Annotated in this window: 15 protein-coding genes; 2 read left to right on the top strand and 13 right to left on the bottom strand. The window is 68.9% G+C overall.

Annotated elements, in window-relative coordinates:
* Positions 1-89: 89 nt before the first annotated feature.
* The 10 genes from tyrS to argC form a co-directional block, all read right to left on the bottom strand.
* The gene (gene tyrS, locus AVL48_RS18995; protein WP_061987114.1) at positions 90-1,364 is read right to left on the bottom strand and encodes a tyrosine--tRNA ligase; all 1,275 of its coding nucleotides are present in this window, start codon (positions 1,362-1,364) and stop codon (positions 90-92) included.
* Between the two features lie 32 nt (positions 1,365-1,396).
* On the bottom strand, positions 1,397-2,032 hold the full coding sequence (locus tag AVL48_RS18990; protein WP_177242377.1) for a DNA-3-methyladenine glycosylase: 636 nt from the start codon (positions 2,030-2,032) through the stop codon (positions 1,397-1,399).
* Between the two features lie 138 nt (positions 2,033-2,170).
* Positions 2,171-3,586: an argininosuccinate lyase gene (gene argH, locus AVL48_RS18985; RefSeq protein WP_061987112.1), complete on the bottom strand. Its 1,416-nt coding sequence runs from the start codon at positions 3,584-3,586 to the stop codon at positions 2,171-2,173.
* Between the two features lie 28 nt (positions 3,587-3,614).
* Positions 3,615-3,968 carry an adenine nucleotide alpha hydrolase family protein gene (locus tag AVL48_RS18980; RefSeq protein ID WP_061987110.1) on the bottom strand — a complete coding sequence of 118 codons (354 nt, stop codon included), beginning with the start codon at positions 3,966-3,968 and terminating at the stop codon, positions 3,615-3,617.
* Positions 3,958-4,479 (bottom strand): arginine repressor, encoded by a 522-nt coding sequence (locus tag AVL48_RS18975; RefSeq protein ID WP_037313092.1) that lies wholly within the window; start codon positions 4,477-4,479, stop codon positions 3,958-3,960. The genes AVL48_RS18980 and AVL48_RS18975 overlap by 11 nt, the downstream gene beginning before the upstream one ends.
* Positions 4,476-5,402, bottom strand: coding sequence for an ornithine carbamoyltransferase (argF, locus tag AVL48_RS18970; protein ID WP_061987108.1), 927 nt, complete (start codon positions 5,400-5,402; stop codon positions 4,476-4,478). The genes AVL48_RS18975 and argF overlap by 4 nt, the downstream gene beginning before the upstream one ends.
* Positions 5,403-5,417: 15 nt before the next feature.
* Positions 5,418-6,611 (bottom strand): acetylornithine transaminase, encoded by a 1,194-nt coding sequence (locus AVL48_RS18965; protein WP_061987106.1) that lies wholly within the window; start codon positions 6,609-6,611, stop codon positions 5,418-5,420.
* The gene (argB, locus tag AVL48_RS18960) at positions 6,608-7,528 is read right to left on the bottom strand and encodes an acetylglutamate kinase (protein WP_061987104.1); all 921 of its coding nucleotides are present in this window, start codon (positions 7,526-7,528) and stop codon (positions 6,608-6,610) included. Before argB ends, AVL48_RS18965 begins: the two co-directional genes overlap by 4 nt.
* Entirely contained in the window at positions 7,525-8,685 is a 1,161-nt protein-coding gene (argJ, locus tag AVL48_RS18955) for a bifunctional glutamate N-acetyltransferase/amino-acid acetyltransferase ArgJ (RefSeq protein ID WP_061987102.1), read from the bottom strand. The genes argB and argJ overlap by 4 nt, the downstream gene beginning before the upstream one ends.
* Positions 8,682-9,710: an N-acetyl-gamma-glutamyl-phosphate reductase gene (gene argC / locus AVL48_RS18950; protein WP_061987093.1), complete on the bottom strand. Its 1,029-nt coding sequence runs from the start codon at positions 9,708-9,710 to the stop codon at positions 8,682-8,684. The genes argJ and argC overlap by 4 nt, the downstream gene beginning before the upstream one ends.
* A 117-nt stretch (positions 9,711-9,827) precedes the next feature.
* Here argC and AVL48_RS18945 point away from each other — a divergent pair, with 117 nt between their 5' ends.
* A complete protein-coding gene (locus AVL48_RS18945) occupies positions 9,828-10,793 on the top strand; it encodes a helix-turn-helix transcriptional regulator (RefSeq protein WP_061987091.1) in 966 nt (321 codons plus the stop codon).
* A gap of 72 nt (positions 10,794-10,865) precedes the next feature.
* Here the strand turns inward: AVL48_RS18945 and AVL48_RS18940 are convergent, their stop codons facing one another.
* Together AVL48_RS18940 and AVL48_RS18935 are read right to left on the bottom strand one after the other, a co-directional pair.
* Positions 10,866-11,363 (bottom strand): hypothetical protein, encoded by a 498-nt coding sequence (locus tag AVL48_RS18940; protein ID WP_061987146.1) that lies wholly within the window; start codon positions 11,361-11,363, stop codon positions 10,866-10,868.
* A gap of 218 nt (positions 11,364-11,581) precedes the next feature.
* A complete protein-coding gene (locus tag AVL48_RS18935) occupies positions 11,582-13,171 on the bottom strand; it encodes an alpha/beta hydrolase (protein WP_061987089.1) in 1,590 nt (529 codons plus the stop codon).
* A gap of 185 nt (positions 13,172-13,356) precedes the next feature.
* Between AVL48_RS18935 and AVL48_RS18930 the strand changes: the two genes are divergently transcribed.
* Entirely contained in the window at positions 13,357-14,049 is a 693-nt protein-coding gene (locus tag AVL48_RS18930; RefSeq protein ID WP_061987087.1) for a DNA alkylation repair protein, read from the top strand.
* Here AVL48_RS18930 and AVL48_RS18925 read toward each other — a convergent pair.
* Entirely contained in the window at positions 14,030-17,416 is a 3,387-nt protein-coding gene (locus AVL48_RS18925; RefSeq protein WP_061987085.1) for a tetratricopeptide repeat protein, read from the bottom strand. The two genes, AVL48_RS18930 and AVL48_RS18925, sit on opposite strands and share 20 nt — an antisense overlap.
* Between the last annotated feature and the right edge of the window lie 84 nt (positions 17,417-17,500).

Genomic DNA, 17,500 nt, shown 5'->3' with positions numbered 1-17,500 from the left:
CTTTACACGGCCTCCAGGGGCCCGAAACAGGGGGGTACCTTAACCGCGTTCCCGCAGGTCAACGCCCCTGTTTCGGGCCGGGACCGCGATCAGCCCCCGACGCGCACGCCGGCGACGTTGCGCTTGCCCTTGCGGACCACGAGCCACCGGCCGTGCAGAGCGTCGTCCGCGGACGGCTTCCACTCCTCGTCGGCGATCTTCGTGTTGTTGACGTACGCGCCGCCTTCCTTGACGGTGCGGCGCGCGGCGCCCTTGCTGTCGACGAGTCCGGCGGCGATCAGCAGGTCGACGATCGTCGCCTCCCCGTTCGGGTCCACCTTGCCGTTCGGCACCTCGGCCATGGCGGCGTCGAGGGTCGGGGAGTCGAGTTCACGCAGCTCTCCCCTGCCGAAGAGCGCCTGGCTCGCGGCGATGACCTGGCGGGTCGCCGCCTCGCCGTGCACCAGCGTCGTGAAGTCCTCCGCGAGCTTCCGCTGCGCGGACCGCAGGTGGGGACGCTGTTCGGTGTCCTCGGCGAGCGCCGCGATCTCCTCCTGCCCGAGGAAGGAGAACATCTTCAGATAGCGGATGACGTCGGCGTCGGCGACGTTCAGGAAGTACTGGAACCACGCGTACGGCGAGGTCATCTCCGGGTCGAGCCAGACGCTGCCGCCGCCGGTGGACTTCCCGAACTTGCGCCCGTCGGAGTCGGTGACCAGCGGCGCGGTCAGCGCGTGGGCGTGCCCGCCGTCGGTCCGGCGGATGAGGTCGACCCCGCCGACGAGGTTGCCCCACTGATCGGAGCCGCCGATCTGCAGCTTGCAGCCGTACTCGCGGTACAGGTGCAGGTAGTCCTGCGACTGCAGCAGCAGGTAGCTGAACTCGGTGTAGGAGATGCCGTCGGTTTCGAGGCGGCGCTTCACCGTCTCCCGGTTCAGCATCATGTTGACCGGGAAGTGCTTGCCGACGTCGCGCAGGAACTCGACCACGCTCTGCTTCGCGGTCCAGTCCAGGTTGTTCTCGATGACGGCGCCGGTCGGCGAGTCGTCGAAGTCGACGAACCGCTCCAGCTGACCGCGGATCCGGTCGGCCCACGCCGAGACGGTGTCCACCGTGTTCAAGGTGCGCTCGCCGGTGTCGCGCGGGTCGCCGATCATGCCGGTGGCGACGCCCGCCAGCACGATCGGCCGGTGCCCGGCGCGCTGGAAGCGGGAAAGCATCAGCAGCGGGACCAGGTTGCCGGCGTGCAGGCTGGGCGCGGTCGGGTCGAATCCGCAATAGAGCGTGAGGGGTCCTTGGTCGAGGTCTCGCCGCAGTGCGTCGGTGTCGGTGGATTGCGCGATCAGGCCGCGCCAGGTCAGCTCGTCAAGGATGTGCTCGCTCACGCCTGTAGATCCTCCCGCACCAGGTCAACCGACTATCGGCCGGGGGCCGCCGCCCGCCGCTTGCCGCCCCGGCGATAGGTGGAGACCGCGGGCGAGCCGTCGATCCAGAACCGCCATGGCGTGTCCATGGCCATCGCGACGCCGACGCGCGGCCCGGTGCGGATGGCCGACTCCGGTACTCGCTCGCCGGTGAACAGCCGGACGGGTGACGCGGGGTCGGTCAGATCGACGCCGTTCTCGGCCCGGTCGATGCCGAGTACCGAGGTGAGGATGGCGGGGCCTTTGGCGAGTTCGCCGTTACCGCGCGCGGACGGCCTGCGTGCCTTGGCGATGTCCGCGCCGGAGACGACCTCCCCGGCGCGAAGCAGCACGGCGCCCGGTTGCCCGTCTTCGGTGCCGACGACGTTGGCGCAGAAGTGCATGCCGTAGACGAAGTACACGTACAGATGTCCGGCAGGTCCCCACATGACCTCGTTGCGCGGGGTCTTGCCGCGATAGCAGTGCGACGCGGGGTCGTCGAGGCCGCGGTAGGCCTCGACCTCCACCAGGCGGACGGCGACCGTGCCGCCGGGACCGGTCGACTCGATCACCGCCCCGAGCAGGAGCGTGGACAGCTCCACCGGATCCAACGCCAGCTCCCGCCGGGTGAACTGCCTGCCCGTCACCAAGTTCCGCACTCCCCTTGTCCTCGCGCTCTTCCTGCGCCGACCTTAACCGGCGATCTTGGGCGCCACCCGCATGCCGGCAGCGCATGAAGGCCCCCTTCCCGCGACTGAGCCGAGGGAAGGGGGCCTTCACGCGAGGGGTCAGCCCAGCCAGGCGCGGTGCTCGGTGACCCGCGCGACCAGCCGGTCCCGCTGCTCGGCGACCCGCTCCGGCGCGGTACCGCCGCGGGCGTTGCGCGAACGCACCGAGCCCTCGACGGTCAGCACTTCGCGCACGGCGGGTGTCAGGGCCGGGTTGATCTTCTCGAACTCTTCGTCGGTCAGTTCGTCGAGGCCGACACCGCGGCTCTCGGCGACCCGGACGCTCTCCCCCGCCGCCTCGTGCGCGACACGGAACGGAACGCCCTGGCGCACGAGCCACTCGGCGATGTCCGTGGCGAGGGTGAACCCGGCGGGCGCCAGTTCTGCGAGCCGGTCGGTGTGGAAGGTCAGCGTCTCGAGCATGCCCGCGATCGCCGGGAACAGCAGTTCCAGCTGCTCGACGGAGTCGAAGACCGGCTCCTTGTCCTCCTGCAGGTCCCGGTTGTAGGCCAGCGGCTGCGCCTTGAGCGTCGCGAGCAGGCCGGTCAGGTTGCCGATGAGCCGCCCCGCCTTGCCGCGGGTCAGCTCGGCGACATCCGGGTTCTTCTTCTGCGGCATGATCGAGCTGCCGGTCGCCCACGCGTCGTCGAGGGTGACGTAGCCGAATTCGGCGGTGTTCCAGATGATCACCTCTTCGGCGATCCTCGACAGGTTGACCGCGAGCATCGCGACGTCGAAGGCGAACTCGGCGACGAAGTCCCGCGAGGCGGTGCCGTCGATGGAGTTCTCGACACTGGTGTCGAAGCCCAGTTCCGCGGCGACGGCCTCGGGGTCGAGGCCGAGTGAGGAGCCCGCGAGCGCGCCGGAACCATACGGCGACTCGGCGGTGCGAGCGTCCCAGTCACGCAAGCGGGTGACGTCACGCAGCAGCGACTGGCCGTGCGCGAGCAAGTGGTGCGCCAGCAGGACCGGCTGCGCGTGCTGCAGGTGGGTGCGCCCCGGCAGGACCGCGTCCGGATGGCGGTCCGCCTGCGAAACCAGCGCGTCGACGACGCCGAGCGTGCCGGCGACCACCCGGCGGGCGGCGTCGCGCAGCCACATCCGGAACAGCGTCGCGACCTGGTCGTTGCGGGAACGGCCCGCCCGCAGCTTGCCGCCGAGTTCGGTACCCGCCCGCTCCAGCAGACCGCGTTCGAGCGCGGTGTGGACGTCCTCGTCGGCGACGGTCGGGGTGAACGCGCCCGAGGCGACGTCCTGCGCGAGCGTGTCCAGCGCGGCGAGCATGCCCGTCAGCTCGTCTTCGGTGAGAAGCCCGGCCTTCCGCAGCACTCGCGCGTGTGCCCGCGAACCGGCGATGTCGTACGGCGCCAGCCGCCAGTCGAAATGGGTCGACGCGCTCAGCGCCGCCATCGCCTCGGCCGGTCCGCTGGCGAACCGGCCGCCCCACAGCTGCACCGGCTGCTCATTCCCGCTCACAACACTCCTCGAAATTCCTTGATTCTCTTCAGGCGACCGATTGGTCGAACCCGGTGCCCGTGGTGAAGTCGTACAGTGTGCGCTCATCGCGCGCGGAGTTCACGACCGCGTTCCCGCGGTGCAGGATCAGCCGGACTTCGCCGGACACCCGCCCGGCACTGACCTTCTCCAGTTCGTCGTGCGCGGTGACCAGCGCGAGCGCGCCCGGGCTTTCGTAGATTTCACGTCCTTCGATCCCGAAGGCGCCGACACGGCGGTTCAACTGCTGGAAGGCTTCCAGCAGGGTCACGGTCTCCCCGTCGATGGCGACCGGCACCCCCTCGTCGAAGGTGACGACCGCCCTCTCCGGGTCATCCGGGAAGGCGAACCCGTCAGGCGTCACCTTCGGCCTCCTCACCGCCGTCCACTGTGGACGACCGCCGGGCCAGCGCCATGAAGCGCTCGGCCAGATCCTTGCCGGACAACGGTTCCCTCGCGATCACCGCGACCGTGTCGTCGCCCGCGATCGAACCGACGACCTCCTCCAGCGCCGCCCGGTCGATCGCACTGGCGAGGAACTGCGCCGCCCCCGGCGGCGTGCGCAGCACGGTCAGGTTCCCCGACGAATCCGCCGAAACGAGCAGTTCGGCGAGCAGCCGCGAGAGCCGGGAGGTACCGCCCTGCACCCCGCGTACCGGACTTCCGTCCTCCGGGATGACGTACACGGGCGCGCCGGAGTCGGCGCCCCGCAGCTTCACCGCGCCCAGTTCGTCGAGATCCCGTGACAGCGTCGCCTGGGTGACGTCGATGCCTTCCGCCGCCAAGAGCTTCGCGAGCTCCGTCTGGCTGCGGATGGCCATCGTGGACACGAGTTCGGTGATCCTGGCCTGCCGGGTGACCCTGCTGCCGGTCATCGTCGCTTCTCGTCCAGCAGCCACACCAGGAGCGCCTTCTGCGCGTGCAGCCGGTTTTCGGCCTCGTCCCAGACCGCACTCGACGGTCCGTCGAGGACCTCGTCGGTGATCTCCCAGCCGCGGTGCGCGGGCAGGCAGTGCAGCACGATCGCCTCGTCGGCCGCCCGGCGCATCAGCGCGGCGTTGACCTGCAGCTCCCGGAACGGGCCGACGCGGTCGAGGCCGTCGTTCTCCTGGCCCATCGAGGTCCAGGTGTCGGTGACGACGACGTCCGCGCCTTCGACGGCGGCGTAAGGGTCGGTGAAGACCGTGGTGCTGCCGCCGGTCTCACCGCAGCGGTGCTTGGCGTCGAGCATGACCTGCTGATCCGGCTGGAAGCCCTCCGGCGAGACGACGCGCACGTTCATCCCGGCCGTGGTGCCGCCGAGCAGCAGCGAATGCGCCATGTTGTTGGCGCCGTCACCGAGGTAGACCAGCGTGAGCCCGGCGAGCTTGCCCTTGCGCTCGCGGATGGTCATCAGGTCGGTGAGCACCTGGCACGGATGGAACTCGTCGGTGAGCGCGTTGATCACCGGGATGCTCGCCGCCGACGCCATCGCGTCGATGCGCTTCTGGGCGAAGGTCCGCCAGACGATCGCGTCCAGGTAGCGCGAAAGCACCCGCGAAGTGTCCTCGATGGTCTCCTCGCGCCCGAGCTGCATGGAGCGCCCGTCGACGATCACCGGGTTCCCGCCGAGCTGGGCGATGCCCACCTCGAACGAAAACCGGGTCCGGGTGGAGTTCTTCTCGAAGATCGCCGCGACGGACTTGCCCTCCAGCGCGCGGGAGCTGAGCGGCTCGGCCTTCAGCTGGTCGGCGAGATCCAGGATCTCGGCCTGTTCGGCAGGGCTGAGATCGTCGTCGCGAAGAAAGTTGCGGAGCATGCGTTCGTCTCTGTCCTAAGTGGTGGTGGAATCGAGCGCCCCGGGAAGGGCATCGAGGAATCCCTTGGCCTCATCGGCGCTCAGGATCAGGGGCGGTGCCAGCCGGATGGCGTCCGGGGCGACCGGATTGACCAGGTAACCCGCCTCTTGCGCGGCCTTGGCGACGGCCGCGGAGACCGGCTCGCGCAGCGCGATCCCGAGCAGCAGCCCGGCGCCGCGGACCCCGGCGACCAACGGGTGGCCGAGCTCCTCGACACCGGAGGCGATGTCCTTGCCCAGAGCGGAAACGTGGTCGTTCAGGTTGTCCTCGGCGATGGTCTTGAGCACGGCGAGCCCGGCGGCGCAGCAGATCGGGTTACCGCCGAAGGTGGTCCCGTGGTGGCCCGGCTTCAGCAGTTCACCCGCCTCGCCGACGCCGATGACCGCGCCGAGCGGCAGGCCGCCACCGAGGCCCTTGGCCAGCGTGATGACGTCCGGCACGATGCCGGCGTGCTGGAAGGCGAACCACGCGCCGGTGCGGCCGATCCCGGTCTGCACCTCGTCGAGGACCAGCAGGGTTCCGGTCGCCTTGGTGATCTCCCGCGCGGCCTGGAGGTAGCCGTCCGGCGCCGGGATCACCCCTGCCTCCCCGAGAATCGGCTCGAGGAACACCGCCGCCGTGTCGGTGTCCACCGCGGCGCGGAGCGCGTCGATGTCACCGTAGGGAACGTGGGTGACGCCTGGCAGGAGCGGCGCGAACGGGTCTCGCTTCGACGGCTGACCGGTCAGCGTCAGCGCGCCCATGGTGCGGCCGTGGAAGGCACCCTCGCAGGCGACGATCTTGGTGCGCCCGGTGAGCCTGCTGATCTTCAGCGCGGCTTCGTTGGCCTCCGCGCCGGAGTTGACGAACAGCACCTTCGCGTTACCTGAAAGACCCGCGACGTCCAGGAGGGTTTCGGCGAACTCGACGACGACCGGGTTCACGTAGAGATTCGAGGTGTGCCCGAGTTTCGCGACCTGTTCGGTGACCGCGGCGACCACGGCGGGATGGGCGTGGCCCAGCGCGTTGACCGCGATCCCGCCGACCAGGTCGAGGTACGGCTTGCCGTCGGCGTCCCAGACCTTCGCGCCCTCGCCGCGGACCAGGGTCAGCGCCGGGGTGCCGTAGTTGTCCATGAGCGACGACTTCCAGTGCTCCTGGCCGTCTGCATTGGACTTGCACGTGGTCACGGGAGCTCCGTTTCGGGGAAGACCATGGTACCGATGCCGCGGGAGGTGAAAACCTCCAGCAGAACCGAATGGGCGATGCGGCCGTCGATCACGTGTGCGCGGCGGACACCGCCGCGGATGGCGCGCACGCACGCCTCCATCTTCGGGATCATGCCGCTGGCGAGACCGGGCAGCAGGGTTTCGAGGCGGTCCACGCGGATGCGGTCGACCAGCGAGCCACGGTCCGGCCAGTTGGCGTAGAGGCCTTCGACGTCGGTGAGGACGACGAGCTTCTCCGCGCCCAGCGCCGCGGCCAAGGCACCGGCGGCGGTGTCGGCGTTGATGTTGTGCACGACCCCGTCGACGTCCGGGGCCACCGTGGAGACCACCGGGATGCGCCCGGCGTTGACGATGTCGAGCACCGCGTCCGGGTTGACCTCGGAGACCTCGCCGACGAGCCCGATGTCGACCTGCTCACCGTCCACAATGGCTTGTTTGCGCTCGGCGGTGAACAGTCGCGCGTCCTCGCCGGAGATGCCGACCGCGTAGGGGCCGTGCGCGTTGATCAGCCCGACCAGTTCGCGGCTGACCTGTCCGGTCAGGACCATGCGGACGATGTCCATCGTCTCCGGGGTGGTGACCCGCAAGCCACCCTTGAACTCGCCTTCGACACCGAGGCGGTTGAGCATCGCGGTGATCTGCGGGCCGCCGCCGTGCACCACGACCGGACGCAGCCCGGCCATGCGCAGGAACACCATGTCCTCGGCGAAGGCCTGCTTGAGGCTCTCGTCGATCATGGCGTTGCCGCCGTACTTGATCACGACGGTGGCGCCGTGGAAGCGCTGCAGCCAGGGCAGGGCCTCGATGAGGATCGCGGCCTTCTCGGCGGCCGTCGCGAGCCGTTCGTCCGCGGGGACCGTGGTTTCGGAAGGGCTCATGACGAGTACGCGCTGTTCTCTTCGACGTAGGCGTGCGAGAGGTCGGTCGTGTAGATCGTCGCTTCGCCGTCGCCGAGACCGAGGTCGACGACGATCTTGATGTCGCGGCCCGAGAGATCCGCCTCGGAGCGGTCCGCGGCGGGCGTGCCCTTGGCGAACAGGGTCACGCCGTTGATCGCGATGGCGACCTTCTCCGGATCGATCTCGGCGGGTACCCGGCCCAGCGCCATCGCGATGCGACCCCAGTTCGGGTCCGAACCGAACAGCGCGGTCTTGACCAGGTTGTCCTCGGCGATCGTCCGGCCGACGGCGATGGCGTCGGCCTCGCCGGCCGCACCGGTGACCGTGACGTCGACGTATTTGGTCGCGCCTTCGGAGTCCGCGCGTAGCTGCAGCACAAGGTCGAGGCTGACGGTGGTGAGCAGTTCGGTCAGCTCCGCCTCGGTCGGTTCGACACCGCTGGCGCCGGACGCGAGGACGAGCACCGTGTCGTTGGTGGAGGTGCCGCCGTCGACGTCGAGCCGGTCGAAGGTGATGCCGGTGGCCGCGCGCAGGGCCCGGTCGAGGACCTCCGGCGTGACGACCGCGTCGGTGGTGAGGACCGAAAGCATCGTCGCGAGGCTCGGCGCGAGCATGCCGGCGCCCTTGGCGAAGCCGCCGACACTCCAGCCACTGTCGTGCTTCGCGACCGCCTGTTTCGGCTTGCTGTCGGTGGTCATCACCGCGGTGGCGGCGTTGAGATCGGTCTCGGCGCCGGTCCCGAGTTCCTTGAAGGCGGCGTCCACGCCGGAAAGCAGCGCGTCCATCGGGAGGCGCTCGCCGATCAGGCCGGTGGAGCAGACGGCGACCTCGATCGCGCCCGCCTCGAAGAGTTCGGCGACCTTCTCGGCGGTCTTGTGGGTGTCCTGGAAACCACCGGGACCAGTGGCGGCGTTCGCCCCGCCCGAGTTGAGCACGACGGCCTTGAGGCGCTGCTGCTTGAGCACTTCCTGCGACCACAACACGGGCGCGGCCTTGATCACGTTACGGGTGAACACGCCGGCCGCGACCTGCAGCGGACCGTCGTTGACGACGAGCGCGAGGTCGAGCTTGCCCGAGTCCTTGATCCCGGCGGCGACGCCCGCGGCACGGAATCCCTTCGGCTGGGTGACGGTCACGGAGCGACTCCTACGGTCGGTAGTCCGGTGGTTTCGGGGAGGCCGAGTGCGATGTTCATCGACTGCACGGCACCGCCCGCGGTGCCCTTGGTCAGGTTGTCGATGGCCGCGACCACGATCAGGCGCCGGGTGTCGGCGTCGACGGTGAGCTGCAGCTGGACGTTGTTCGAGCCGACCACCGAAGCCGACGACGGCCACTGGCCCGAAGGCAGCAGCTGAACGAACGGCTCGGCGGCGTAGGCCTTCTCGTACACCTCGCGGGCACCGTCGGTGTCCACATCGGACTTCAGCGCGGCGCTCGCGGTGGTGAGGATCCCCCTCGGCATCGGGGCCAGCACCGGAGTGAACGAGACCTTGACCCGCTCCCCCGAAACAGCCGAGAGGTTCTGTGCGAATTCGGGGGTGTGCCGGTGGGCGCCACCGACGCCGTACGCGGTGGCCGAACCCATCACCTCCGAACCGAGGAGGTTCGGCTTGAGGCTCTTGCCCGCGCCCGAGGTCCCGGTCACGGCCACGACGTTGACCTCCGGCTCGACCAGGCCGGCGGCGAAGGCCGGGGCGAGGGCGATCGAACCGCCGGTCGGGAAGCAGCCGGGGACCGCGATGCGCTTGGTACCGGCGAGGCGCTCACGGGCGCCGGGGAGTTCGGGAAGTCCGTACGGCCACTGTCCGGCGTGGTCGCCGCCGTACCAGCGCTGCCAGTCGGCGGCGTCCGCCAGCCGGTGGTCCGCGCCGAGGTCGACGACCAGGACGTCCGGGCCCAGCTGCGCGGCGATGGCTCCCGAGTGGCCGTGCGGCAGGGCGAGGAAGACGACGTCGTGTCCGGCCAAGGTCTCCGGGGTCGTCTCCAGCAGGACGCGGTCCGCCAGCGGCGCGAGGTGCGGCTGGTGCTGGATGAGCGGCGTCCCCGCGGAGCTGGCCGCGGTCAGCGCACCGATCTGGACTTCGGGATGGGTCAGCAGGAGGCGCAGGAGTTCGCCGCCCGCGTACCCGCTGGCTCCGGCCACCGCGATCTTCACCGTCATACGAATGATTATGCACAGCGGTGCAAGTTCAATCAAACAGAAGCTCCGTCGAACACTGTCGTGTGGCTCACCCGAACTAGGTCATCTCCTGTCCTCTCTCCAGGGCATCCTTACCGCATGACGGACACGCCCGCCCGGCTGCTCAGCCTGCTGTCGCTCCTGCAGACACCGCGCGAATGGCCTGGCAGCGAACTCGCGCGACGGCTGGAGGTCAGCCAGCGCACGATCCGACGCGACATCGACCGGCTACGTGAGCTCGGTTACCCCGTCGACGCGTCACGAGGCGCCGACGGCGGTTACCGGCTGGGCGCGGGCGCGGCGATGCCACCGCTGCTGCTCGACGACGAGGAAGCCGTCGCCATCGCGGTCGGTCTCCGGGGCGCCGCCGGGCAGGCGATCTCCGGTATCGGGGAGTCGTCGGTCCGGGCACTGGCGAAACTCGAGCAGGTACTGCCCTCGCGGTTGCGCTACCGCGTCGGCGCGCTCGGCGCCGCGACCGTGCCGCTGCCCGGTACCGGCCCCGCCGTCGACCCGGAACACCTCACCGTCTTCGCCGGCGCGATCGCCAACACCGAACGGACCCGGTTCGCCTACCGCACCGGCGACGGGACCGAATCCCGGCGGCACGTCGAACCGCACCGGCTCGTCTCGGCCGGACGCCGCTGGTATTTGCTCGGCTACGACCTCGACCGCGACGACTGGCGGATCTTCCGGGCGGACCGGATCGCCGAACCGCGCGCGACCGGCGGCCGGGCCACCCCGCGACAGCCACCCGCCGAGGACGTGGCGGCCTATGTCACCGACAGGATGTACAGCCTCCTTCCCACCTACCGCGCTCGAGTGACGCTGCACGCGCCGATGAATCAGGTCGCCCCCGCGATCGGGGACGACATCGGAGAACTCGAACCGATCGATGACGCCGGCTGCGTCTGGAACGCGGGTGCCGACACACTCGATTGGCTCGCTTTCCGGCTGTTAGGGCTCGGCTGCGAGTTCACCGTGCACGAGCCGCCGGAGCTGCTCGGCCACCTGCGGGAGATGGCGGCACGGATGCACCGGGGTATCTCGTCCACAGTGGACTGACGTGGTGGATTGGCCCGTGTGGATTTTGGGACATCCAACGTCCCAAAATCCACACAGTCACCAGACCCGCGTTCAGCCGAGTTCCCTCACCACCTCTCGCTGACTCGGCGGGATCGGGAGGTACGCGCCACGGCGTTCCGGGTCGCATCCGACCCTGGGCAGCCTTGCCCGGATCCCGCCCGGCGTCCGTTCGAACCGCCGTGCGATCTCCTCGACGCTTTCCCCTGCCAGCCAACGGCTTTCCAGTTCGGCGTCCAGTTCGTCGGACCACGGCAGGCCCTGGTGCGCGGGGCGATCCGCCGATCTTCGGCGACCGTTCCGGCCGTTGCTCCGCCCGGCGAACGCCATCAGCGTGTCGGAAAGGACGGTCGCCAATGCCGGTACGGCTTCGGCGTCGATGTCGATCCTGCCTTCGGCGACAGGCTCCTCCTGCGGTCCGGCCCCGCCGACCGTGACGGTCACCCAGCGGTCTTCCCCGGCCGCGCCGCTGCCCTCACGGGCGGCGACCTCGATGCGATAAACGGTGTCCTGCACCCGGATCTCGGTCCGGTGCTCTTCGACAATGGTCATGCCGGGGACGCTAACGGGCGGTGCCGACAATTCCCCGGCCCGGCGGCGGGAATCGGGGCCGGGACGGTGGATGAGCGGTACCTTCATCGCGATCCAGGCCGAAAGGGTGCCGGTCATGCCGGTAGTCCAGCGCGTTCAGAGGACTGATCACGACGTGGGAAAGCCCCGGCCCGGAAATCCGGACCGGGGCGGCGAAGCATCCCGAAGTGCGATCGGACTCAGAACCGCAGCGTCTGAGCGAGCGTCTCCTTCTTCACTTCAGCGGCGGCCGAAGGCACGTCCGACTTGTTCGCCGTCGCCGACGAACCGGCCGGAACCGGCGGCGGGACGGGAGTGCACTGCACGTCCGAACCGTTGCCCGGCTTCCGCTGCGGCAGCTGCCCGGTCAGCAGGTAGTCCGCGATCTTGTCGTCCACACAGGACACACCGGACAGCGAACCGGAGTGCGTGGTGCCTCCGGGCGCGCTGATCAGGCTGGAGTTCGGGTAGCGCTTCCGGACCTCCAGACTGCCGGGGTACGGCGTCGCGGCGTCGTTCTCCTCGTTGACCAGCAGGATTCCCGGCACCTTGCGCCCGTCGATCTCCACCGGCTTGCCCGGCTTCGCGGGCCAGTCGAGGCACGGCGCGTTGAACCAGGCGTTGCCCCAGGTCTCGAACGGGGCCCGGAAGTGCGTGATCCAGTTGTCGAACTTCCAGCGGTTCCAGTTCTGCGGCCACGCGACGTCGGTGCACTGCACGGCCGCGTACACGGCGTACCCGTTGTCCTGGCCCGGCGGGTTGGAGTCGTCGTACAGGCCCTTCAGGGTCTGCCAGTCGCCTTGGTGCACCCATCCGGAGAACGCCTTCGCCATGTCTTCCCAACCGAAGACGTAGTACCCGGCCTGCAGGAAGATGTCCGTCCACTCGGAACCGCCGATGACCCCGCCCGCGGGCTTGTCGTACAGCTTCTTCTGCTCGGCGTACCACAGCTTCTCCACCGCGGAAGCGGTCTTGCCGAGGTGGTAGACGTCGTCGTACTTGGCGAGCCAGCCGAAGTAGGTCTTGATGTTCTTGTCGAAGGCGATGTCCTGGTTCAGGTTCGCCTGGTACCAGACATCGCGGGGATCGACGGTGCCGTCGAAGACCATCCGCCGCACGTTCTGCGGGAACAGCGTGCTGTACACCTGACCGAGGTAGGTGCCGTAAGAGAAGCCGTAGTAGTTGATCTGCTTCTCGCCCAGCGCCTTGCGCAGGCTGTCGACGTCCTTCGCGACATCGATGGTCTTGATGTGCTCCAGGATCGCGCCGTTCTTGGCGCACGCCTTCGCGTAACCCTTCGCCCTGTCGAGCCACGTCTTCTCGATGGCGCGCGTGGTCGGCACGTACTGCGGGCGGCTGTAGGAGGCGTAGTTGCCGTCGCAGGTCAGCGACGGCTTGCTCGCCCCGACCCCTCGCGGGTCGAAACCGATCCAGTCGTACTCTTCACCCGCCTTCTTGGGAACGGCCCGGCCGAGCGTCGACAGTCCGAGGCCGGATCCGCCGGGGCCACCCGGGTTGACGATCATGACGCCCTGGGATCGGGCGGACTTGTGCTTCACGCGCGAGACGGCGATCGAGACCTTCTCGCCGCCGGGCTTCGCGTAGTCCAGCGGGACCTCGAGGAAGCCGCATTCCGCGCCGGCCTTGACCAGGCTCGGCCGGGTGCAGGCTCCCCAGCTGATGGGCTTCGGATCGAAGTCCGACGCCGAGGCGGCCGTGGCGGAGGGAGCGAGCGCCATGGTGCCGACGCCGATCCCCGCGACCGCCAGGGCGGCAACGAATTTCTTCACTGTGTTCCTTTTCGTCCGCGTACGACCCGGTCGGGCCGAAGCTACCGAGAACCGGCTTCAATCTCGTTGACCGACACGTTGACCGCCATCCCTCTTTAGTCGGTATCCGCGCCCCGATCCGGGCATATCCGTCTTGTCGGTCCCCTGTCGTACGCTCGCGGCGGCCTGCTGGGAGAGGAGTGCGCATGGATGTGGTGAAAAGCCTGGTTTCAGCGGTTCGCAACGGTTTGGCCGGACTGGCCGATACCGGAAAGGCGACCGCGATGCGGACGTACATGAAGTCGGAAATGCCGTTCCTCGGCGTGCCGAAACCTGCTAGATCGGCCTTGCTGAAACCGATTTTCGCGGAACATTCACTACCCGATGAGGTGAGCTTCTCCGCCGCCGTGCGCACCCTGTGGCGCGAGGCGGAATTCCGCGAGGAGCGGTACGCGGCCATCGACCTGTCCGGTCACCGCGCCTACGCCCCTTGGCAAGACAGCGAACTGCTCGTTCTGTACGAGGAGATGATCGTGACCGGTGCCTGGTGGGACTACGTCGACGAGGTCGCCATCCGCCGCGTCGGGCCGATCCTGCGGGCCGAACCGGAAACGATGCTCCCCTTGATGCTCACCTGGGCCTACGACGAGGACAGGTGGCGCCGCCGCACAGCGGTGATCTGCCAGGTCGGCGCCAAGGGCAGGACCGACACCGATCTGCTCACCCGGGCGGTCGAGGCGAACATCGACGACAAGGACTTCTTCCTCCGTAAGGGAATCGGCTGGGCGCTACGCGAGTACGCGAAGACCGAGCCGGACTGGGTACGCGCGTTCGTCGCCGCGCACCCGGCGCTCTCGAATCTCTCCCGGAAGGAGGCGCTCAAGCACCTGGGCGGTTGAGCACCGGTCGCGGGATCAGCGCGGAGAGCTCGTCGATCACCTCGCCGAGTCCGGGCAGCAACTGTCCTGTCTCCTTCAAATCGCGGAGCAGGTCCAGCCGGGTTTCCCGCGGCGGATCTTCTCCGAGAAGCTTGACGAGGTCGCGCTTCGCGTCATCGACGCGGCCGAGAGCCAAGAGATAGAAGAGCGGCTGGGTCTTGGCGTCCCAGTCCCCGGGGGCGGCGGCCGCGTCGGCCAAGCCCTTCTCCAGGGCTTCGGCGAACTGTCGTTCGGCTTCTTCGGTCCGCCCGGTCTTCAGCTCTACCAAGGCGAGGAGGTTGCGTAGCCAAAAGGATCGCGATGCGAGGGGCCGCAGGACCTCCCTCGCCTCTTCCGGCTTCCCGGCGAACAACAAGGCCTCCCCGAGGTTTCCCCGGTATTCGGTGTCGTCCGGATCCAGCGCGACCAGTTCGTGCAGTTCCTCGATGGCCTTGTCGTGGTCACCCGACCGGCGACGGATCTCGGCACGCAGGGCGCGGCCACTCTCGTCGTGGCCCTCGGCCAGTGCATTGTCCACATCGGCCAAGGCTCCGGCGAGGTCACCGAAGAGAGCGCGATGATGGGCGCGCTGGTAGTAGGCGTACCCACCGTCCTCGCCCAACCGGACCCCTTCGTCCAGCTCCGCCCTGGCTTCTTCGTGGCGATCCAGTTCCGCCAGGATTTTCGCCCGGGTCACATGGAAGAAGGCGTTCGAAGGGCTCGATTCGAGTGCGACGTCGATATCGGCGAGAGCGGACCGGTGATCGTCCAGTCTCTGGTGGGCCATCGCCCGCCAGGTATGCGCCCACTCGTTGCCGGGGTCGAGTTCGATCGCGCGGCTCAAGGACTCCACCGCTTCACCGTTCCTCTTCAACCGGCTGAGCATCATCCCTCGCCACAGGTGATTCTCGGCGTCCTCCGGAGCCAGCTCGACAGCCCGGTCGAAGTCGGCCAGCGCCGCCTGCCGATCACCGAGGTCGTCATGGACCAGCCCGCGCATGTAGTACGCCCACTCGTAGTCCGGGTCGATCCGGAGCGCGGCCGTGAAGCCGTCGATCGCGAGCCGGTACCGCTCCGCGCGCCGGTGGAACGCCGCCCGGATCGCGGGTGGCCTGGCGCTGCCGGGATCAGCCGCGATAGCCGCGTCCAAGACCTTCGCGGCCTCGTCGTGATCACCGATCTTTCCGAGGAACAAGGCCAGCTCGGTCAGGTAATAGACGTCCTGGGGACGGAGCGCGGCAGCCGCCTGGTACCCGGCGAGCGCCTCGGCGGTCTCCCCCAGTTCGGCCAGGAGGACCGCCCGGTAGTTGACCGCCCAGGCGTAGTCGGGATCGAGCCGGATGGCGATGTCGAGTTCGTCGATCGCCTTCCGGAGGTTCCCGCGCTTGTGGTGCACCTCGCCGCGGGCCGTGTAGGCCCACGCGTGGTCGGGCTGGAGGCGGACGGCCTCGTCGAGATCGGTCATCGCGCCGTCGAGATCGCCGAGTCCGGCTCGCGCCGAACCGCGACCGCGCCACGAGTACGCGTAGGCGGGGTCGAGTTCGATCGCCCGGTTCAGGTCTTCGAGCGCCGGCGCCCAGTCCGACTGGTTGCGGAAGAAGTTGCCGCGATCGCTCCAGGCGTAGGGATCGGCGGGGTTGAGGTCGAGAGCACGGTCGAAGTCCCTTTTCGCCGCATCGAGTTCGTCGCGGCTCTCGTAGGCCCAGGCGCGTCGCCTGATCACCGTCGAGAGCCGGGCCGCGTCGAGTTCACCAGCCCCGGCGAGCAGGTCGAGGACCTCCACTTCACGGGGGCCGTCACCGTCTCCCACCGCTTCGGCCAACCGCCGAGCCCAGCGCAGGACGGCGGGCTCGTCGGCGTCGATGCCGGCCTGCTCCATCATGCGTGCCCAGGTTCGCGCGGCCGCGGTGCCGGTCGTGATCATTTCGGCCACGCCGAGCAGGGCGTCCGGCAACGCTTCGACCGGATCGCCGCAGAGCCGGTGGTAGGTCTGCTCCAGTTTTCTTCGCTGCCAGCGCTCGTCATTCCAGGCATCGCGGTGCCCGGCGCGCCCGAGTTCGGTACACCGGCCTTCGTAGTATTCGGCGAGCTTGCGATGGTGCTCGGCGAACTCGCCGGGTGATCGACCGCGTTCCATGCGCACCATCGGACCGCGGACCACCGGGTGATAGCGCACCGGTAGCTCGCGCCGCCCGACGAACGGCAGTTCCCGCAGCCAGCGAAACGTCTCCCCCGCCGTTTCCGTTCCGGTCAGGACGCCGACGACGTCTTCGTCAAGGACGCGAGGTAGCGACGCCGTGGCGGCGATCTTTTGCTTCGCCTTTTCGGGGACCCAGTGCAGGAACCGTTTGACCGCGTCGTCGCCGGGATCCCCGACGGCGTCCGCCTCGGAGGGCTGTCGCTCCGCCAGCATGGCGACCAGGACGGGCAGGCCGTCGGTCAGCCGAAGCACGGTCTCGATCACCTGCTCGTCGGTGATCCCGTGCTCGGCGAGCAGCCGTCGCGCCTCCGGTCCGGTGAACGGCCTGAGTTCGATCTCGCGCACCAGCGGCGCGTACCGGTTCCATTTCGCCTCGTCCAGCGGGAACTGGCCCGCGACGGTGAGCACCAGGTTCTGCGGCAGGTCTCCGTACCGGCCGCCGAACAGGTCCAGCAGCCAGGTTTCCAGTACCGGCGCCGTCCGTTCGAAGGTGTCGAAGAACAGCGCGATCTGCCGGGATTCCGGCAGCCGCCACAGATCCTCGACGAACGGTTTGGTCAGCTCCTCCGCCGGATCGAGGAGCAGCTGGACGTCGGCCTTCCGTTTGAACTTCGCCGCGAGGTAACTCTGCAGCTGCTCCAGCTGTTTCGCCGTCGCGTCGGCATCGATCGCGTCGGCGGCGATACTGCCGCCGGGGAGGGTCTTCGCCACGCCGAGACCGGCCTTGACCACGGTCTTGGTGACGAGCGCGCGACCGGCCGCGGGAGCCTGCGGATCGCTGTGCAGTCGTTCCCGCGCCTTGAGGTAGGACTCGTAGCGCTTCTCGAATCGCCGCATGTCGTGCCCGGCGCGAGCGAGGTCCTTCGCGAGTTTGACCAGGGTCGCGGGCAGATCCTGGAGGCGGTCGTCCGCGAATCCGACGGCGGCGCGGGATTCCTCGGCGATACCGCGAAGCTGTTCGAGGAGGAAGGTCTTGCCGACCCCCGCGAGACCGTGCACCGAGAACAGGTACCGGCGACGCCGGTCGCTGCCCGGTAACGCCAGATTGGCCCGGAAGTCTTCACGTTCCCCGACGCGGCCGACGAAACCGTCGCTCAACCGGGCACGGGCGATGTCTTGGATGCTGGGGCGACCGTCTGGACGTGACACGAGAACTCACTTTGCCACACCTGGTGACGCGTGAAGGCCCCCTTCCCCCGGCTGGTCATTTGAAACCATGGCCGAGGGAAGGGG

It is taken from the genome of Amycolatopsis regifaucium, from assembly GCF_001613935.1.
Classification (GTDB): domain Bacteria; phylum Actinomycetota; class Actinomycetes; order Mycobacteriales; family Pseudonocardiaceae; genus Amycolatopsis; species Amycolatopsis regifaucium.
The sequence above is the reverse complement of the archived record's forward strand: the minus strand, read 5'-3'. Positions and strand labels throughout refer to the sequence as shown.

Coding starts and splice junctions, on each gene's coding strand:
- argB (WP_061987104.1), bottom strand. CDS start 7,528: ATGAGCCCTTCCGAAACCACGGTCCCCGCGGACGAACGGCTCGCGACG.
- AVL48_RS18930 (WP_061987087.1), top strand. CDS start 13,357: ATGGATGTGGTGAAAAGCCTGGTTTCAGCGGTTCGCAACGGTTTGGCC.
- argF (WP_061987108.1), bottom strand. CDS start 5,402: ATGCTCCGCAACTTTCTTCGCGACGACGATCTCAGCCCTGCCGAACAG.
- AVL48_RS18975 (WP_037313092.1), bottom strand. CDS start 4,479: ATGACCGGCAGCAGGGTCACCCGGCAGGCCAGGATCACCGAACTCGTG.
- AVL48_RS18945 (WP_061987091.1), top strand. CDS start 9,828: ATGACGGACACGCCCGCCCGGCTGCTCAGCCTGCTGTCGCTCCTGCAG.
- AVL48_RS18940 (WP_061987146.1), bottom strand. CDS start 11,363: ATGACCATTGTCGAAGAGCACCGGACCGAGATCCGGGTGCAGGACACC.
- argC (WP_061987093.1), bottom strand. CDS start 9,710: ATGACGGTGAAGATCGCGGTGGCCGGAGCCAGCGGGTACGCGGGCGGC.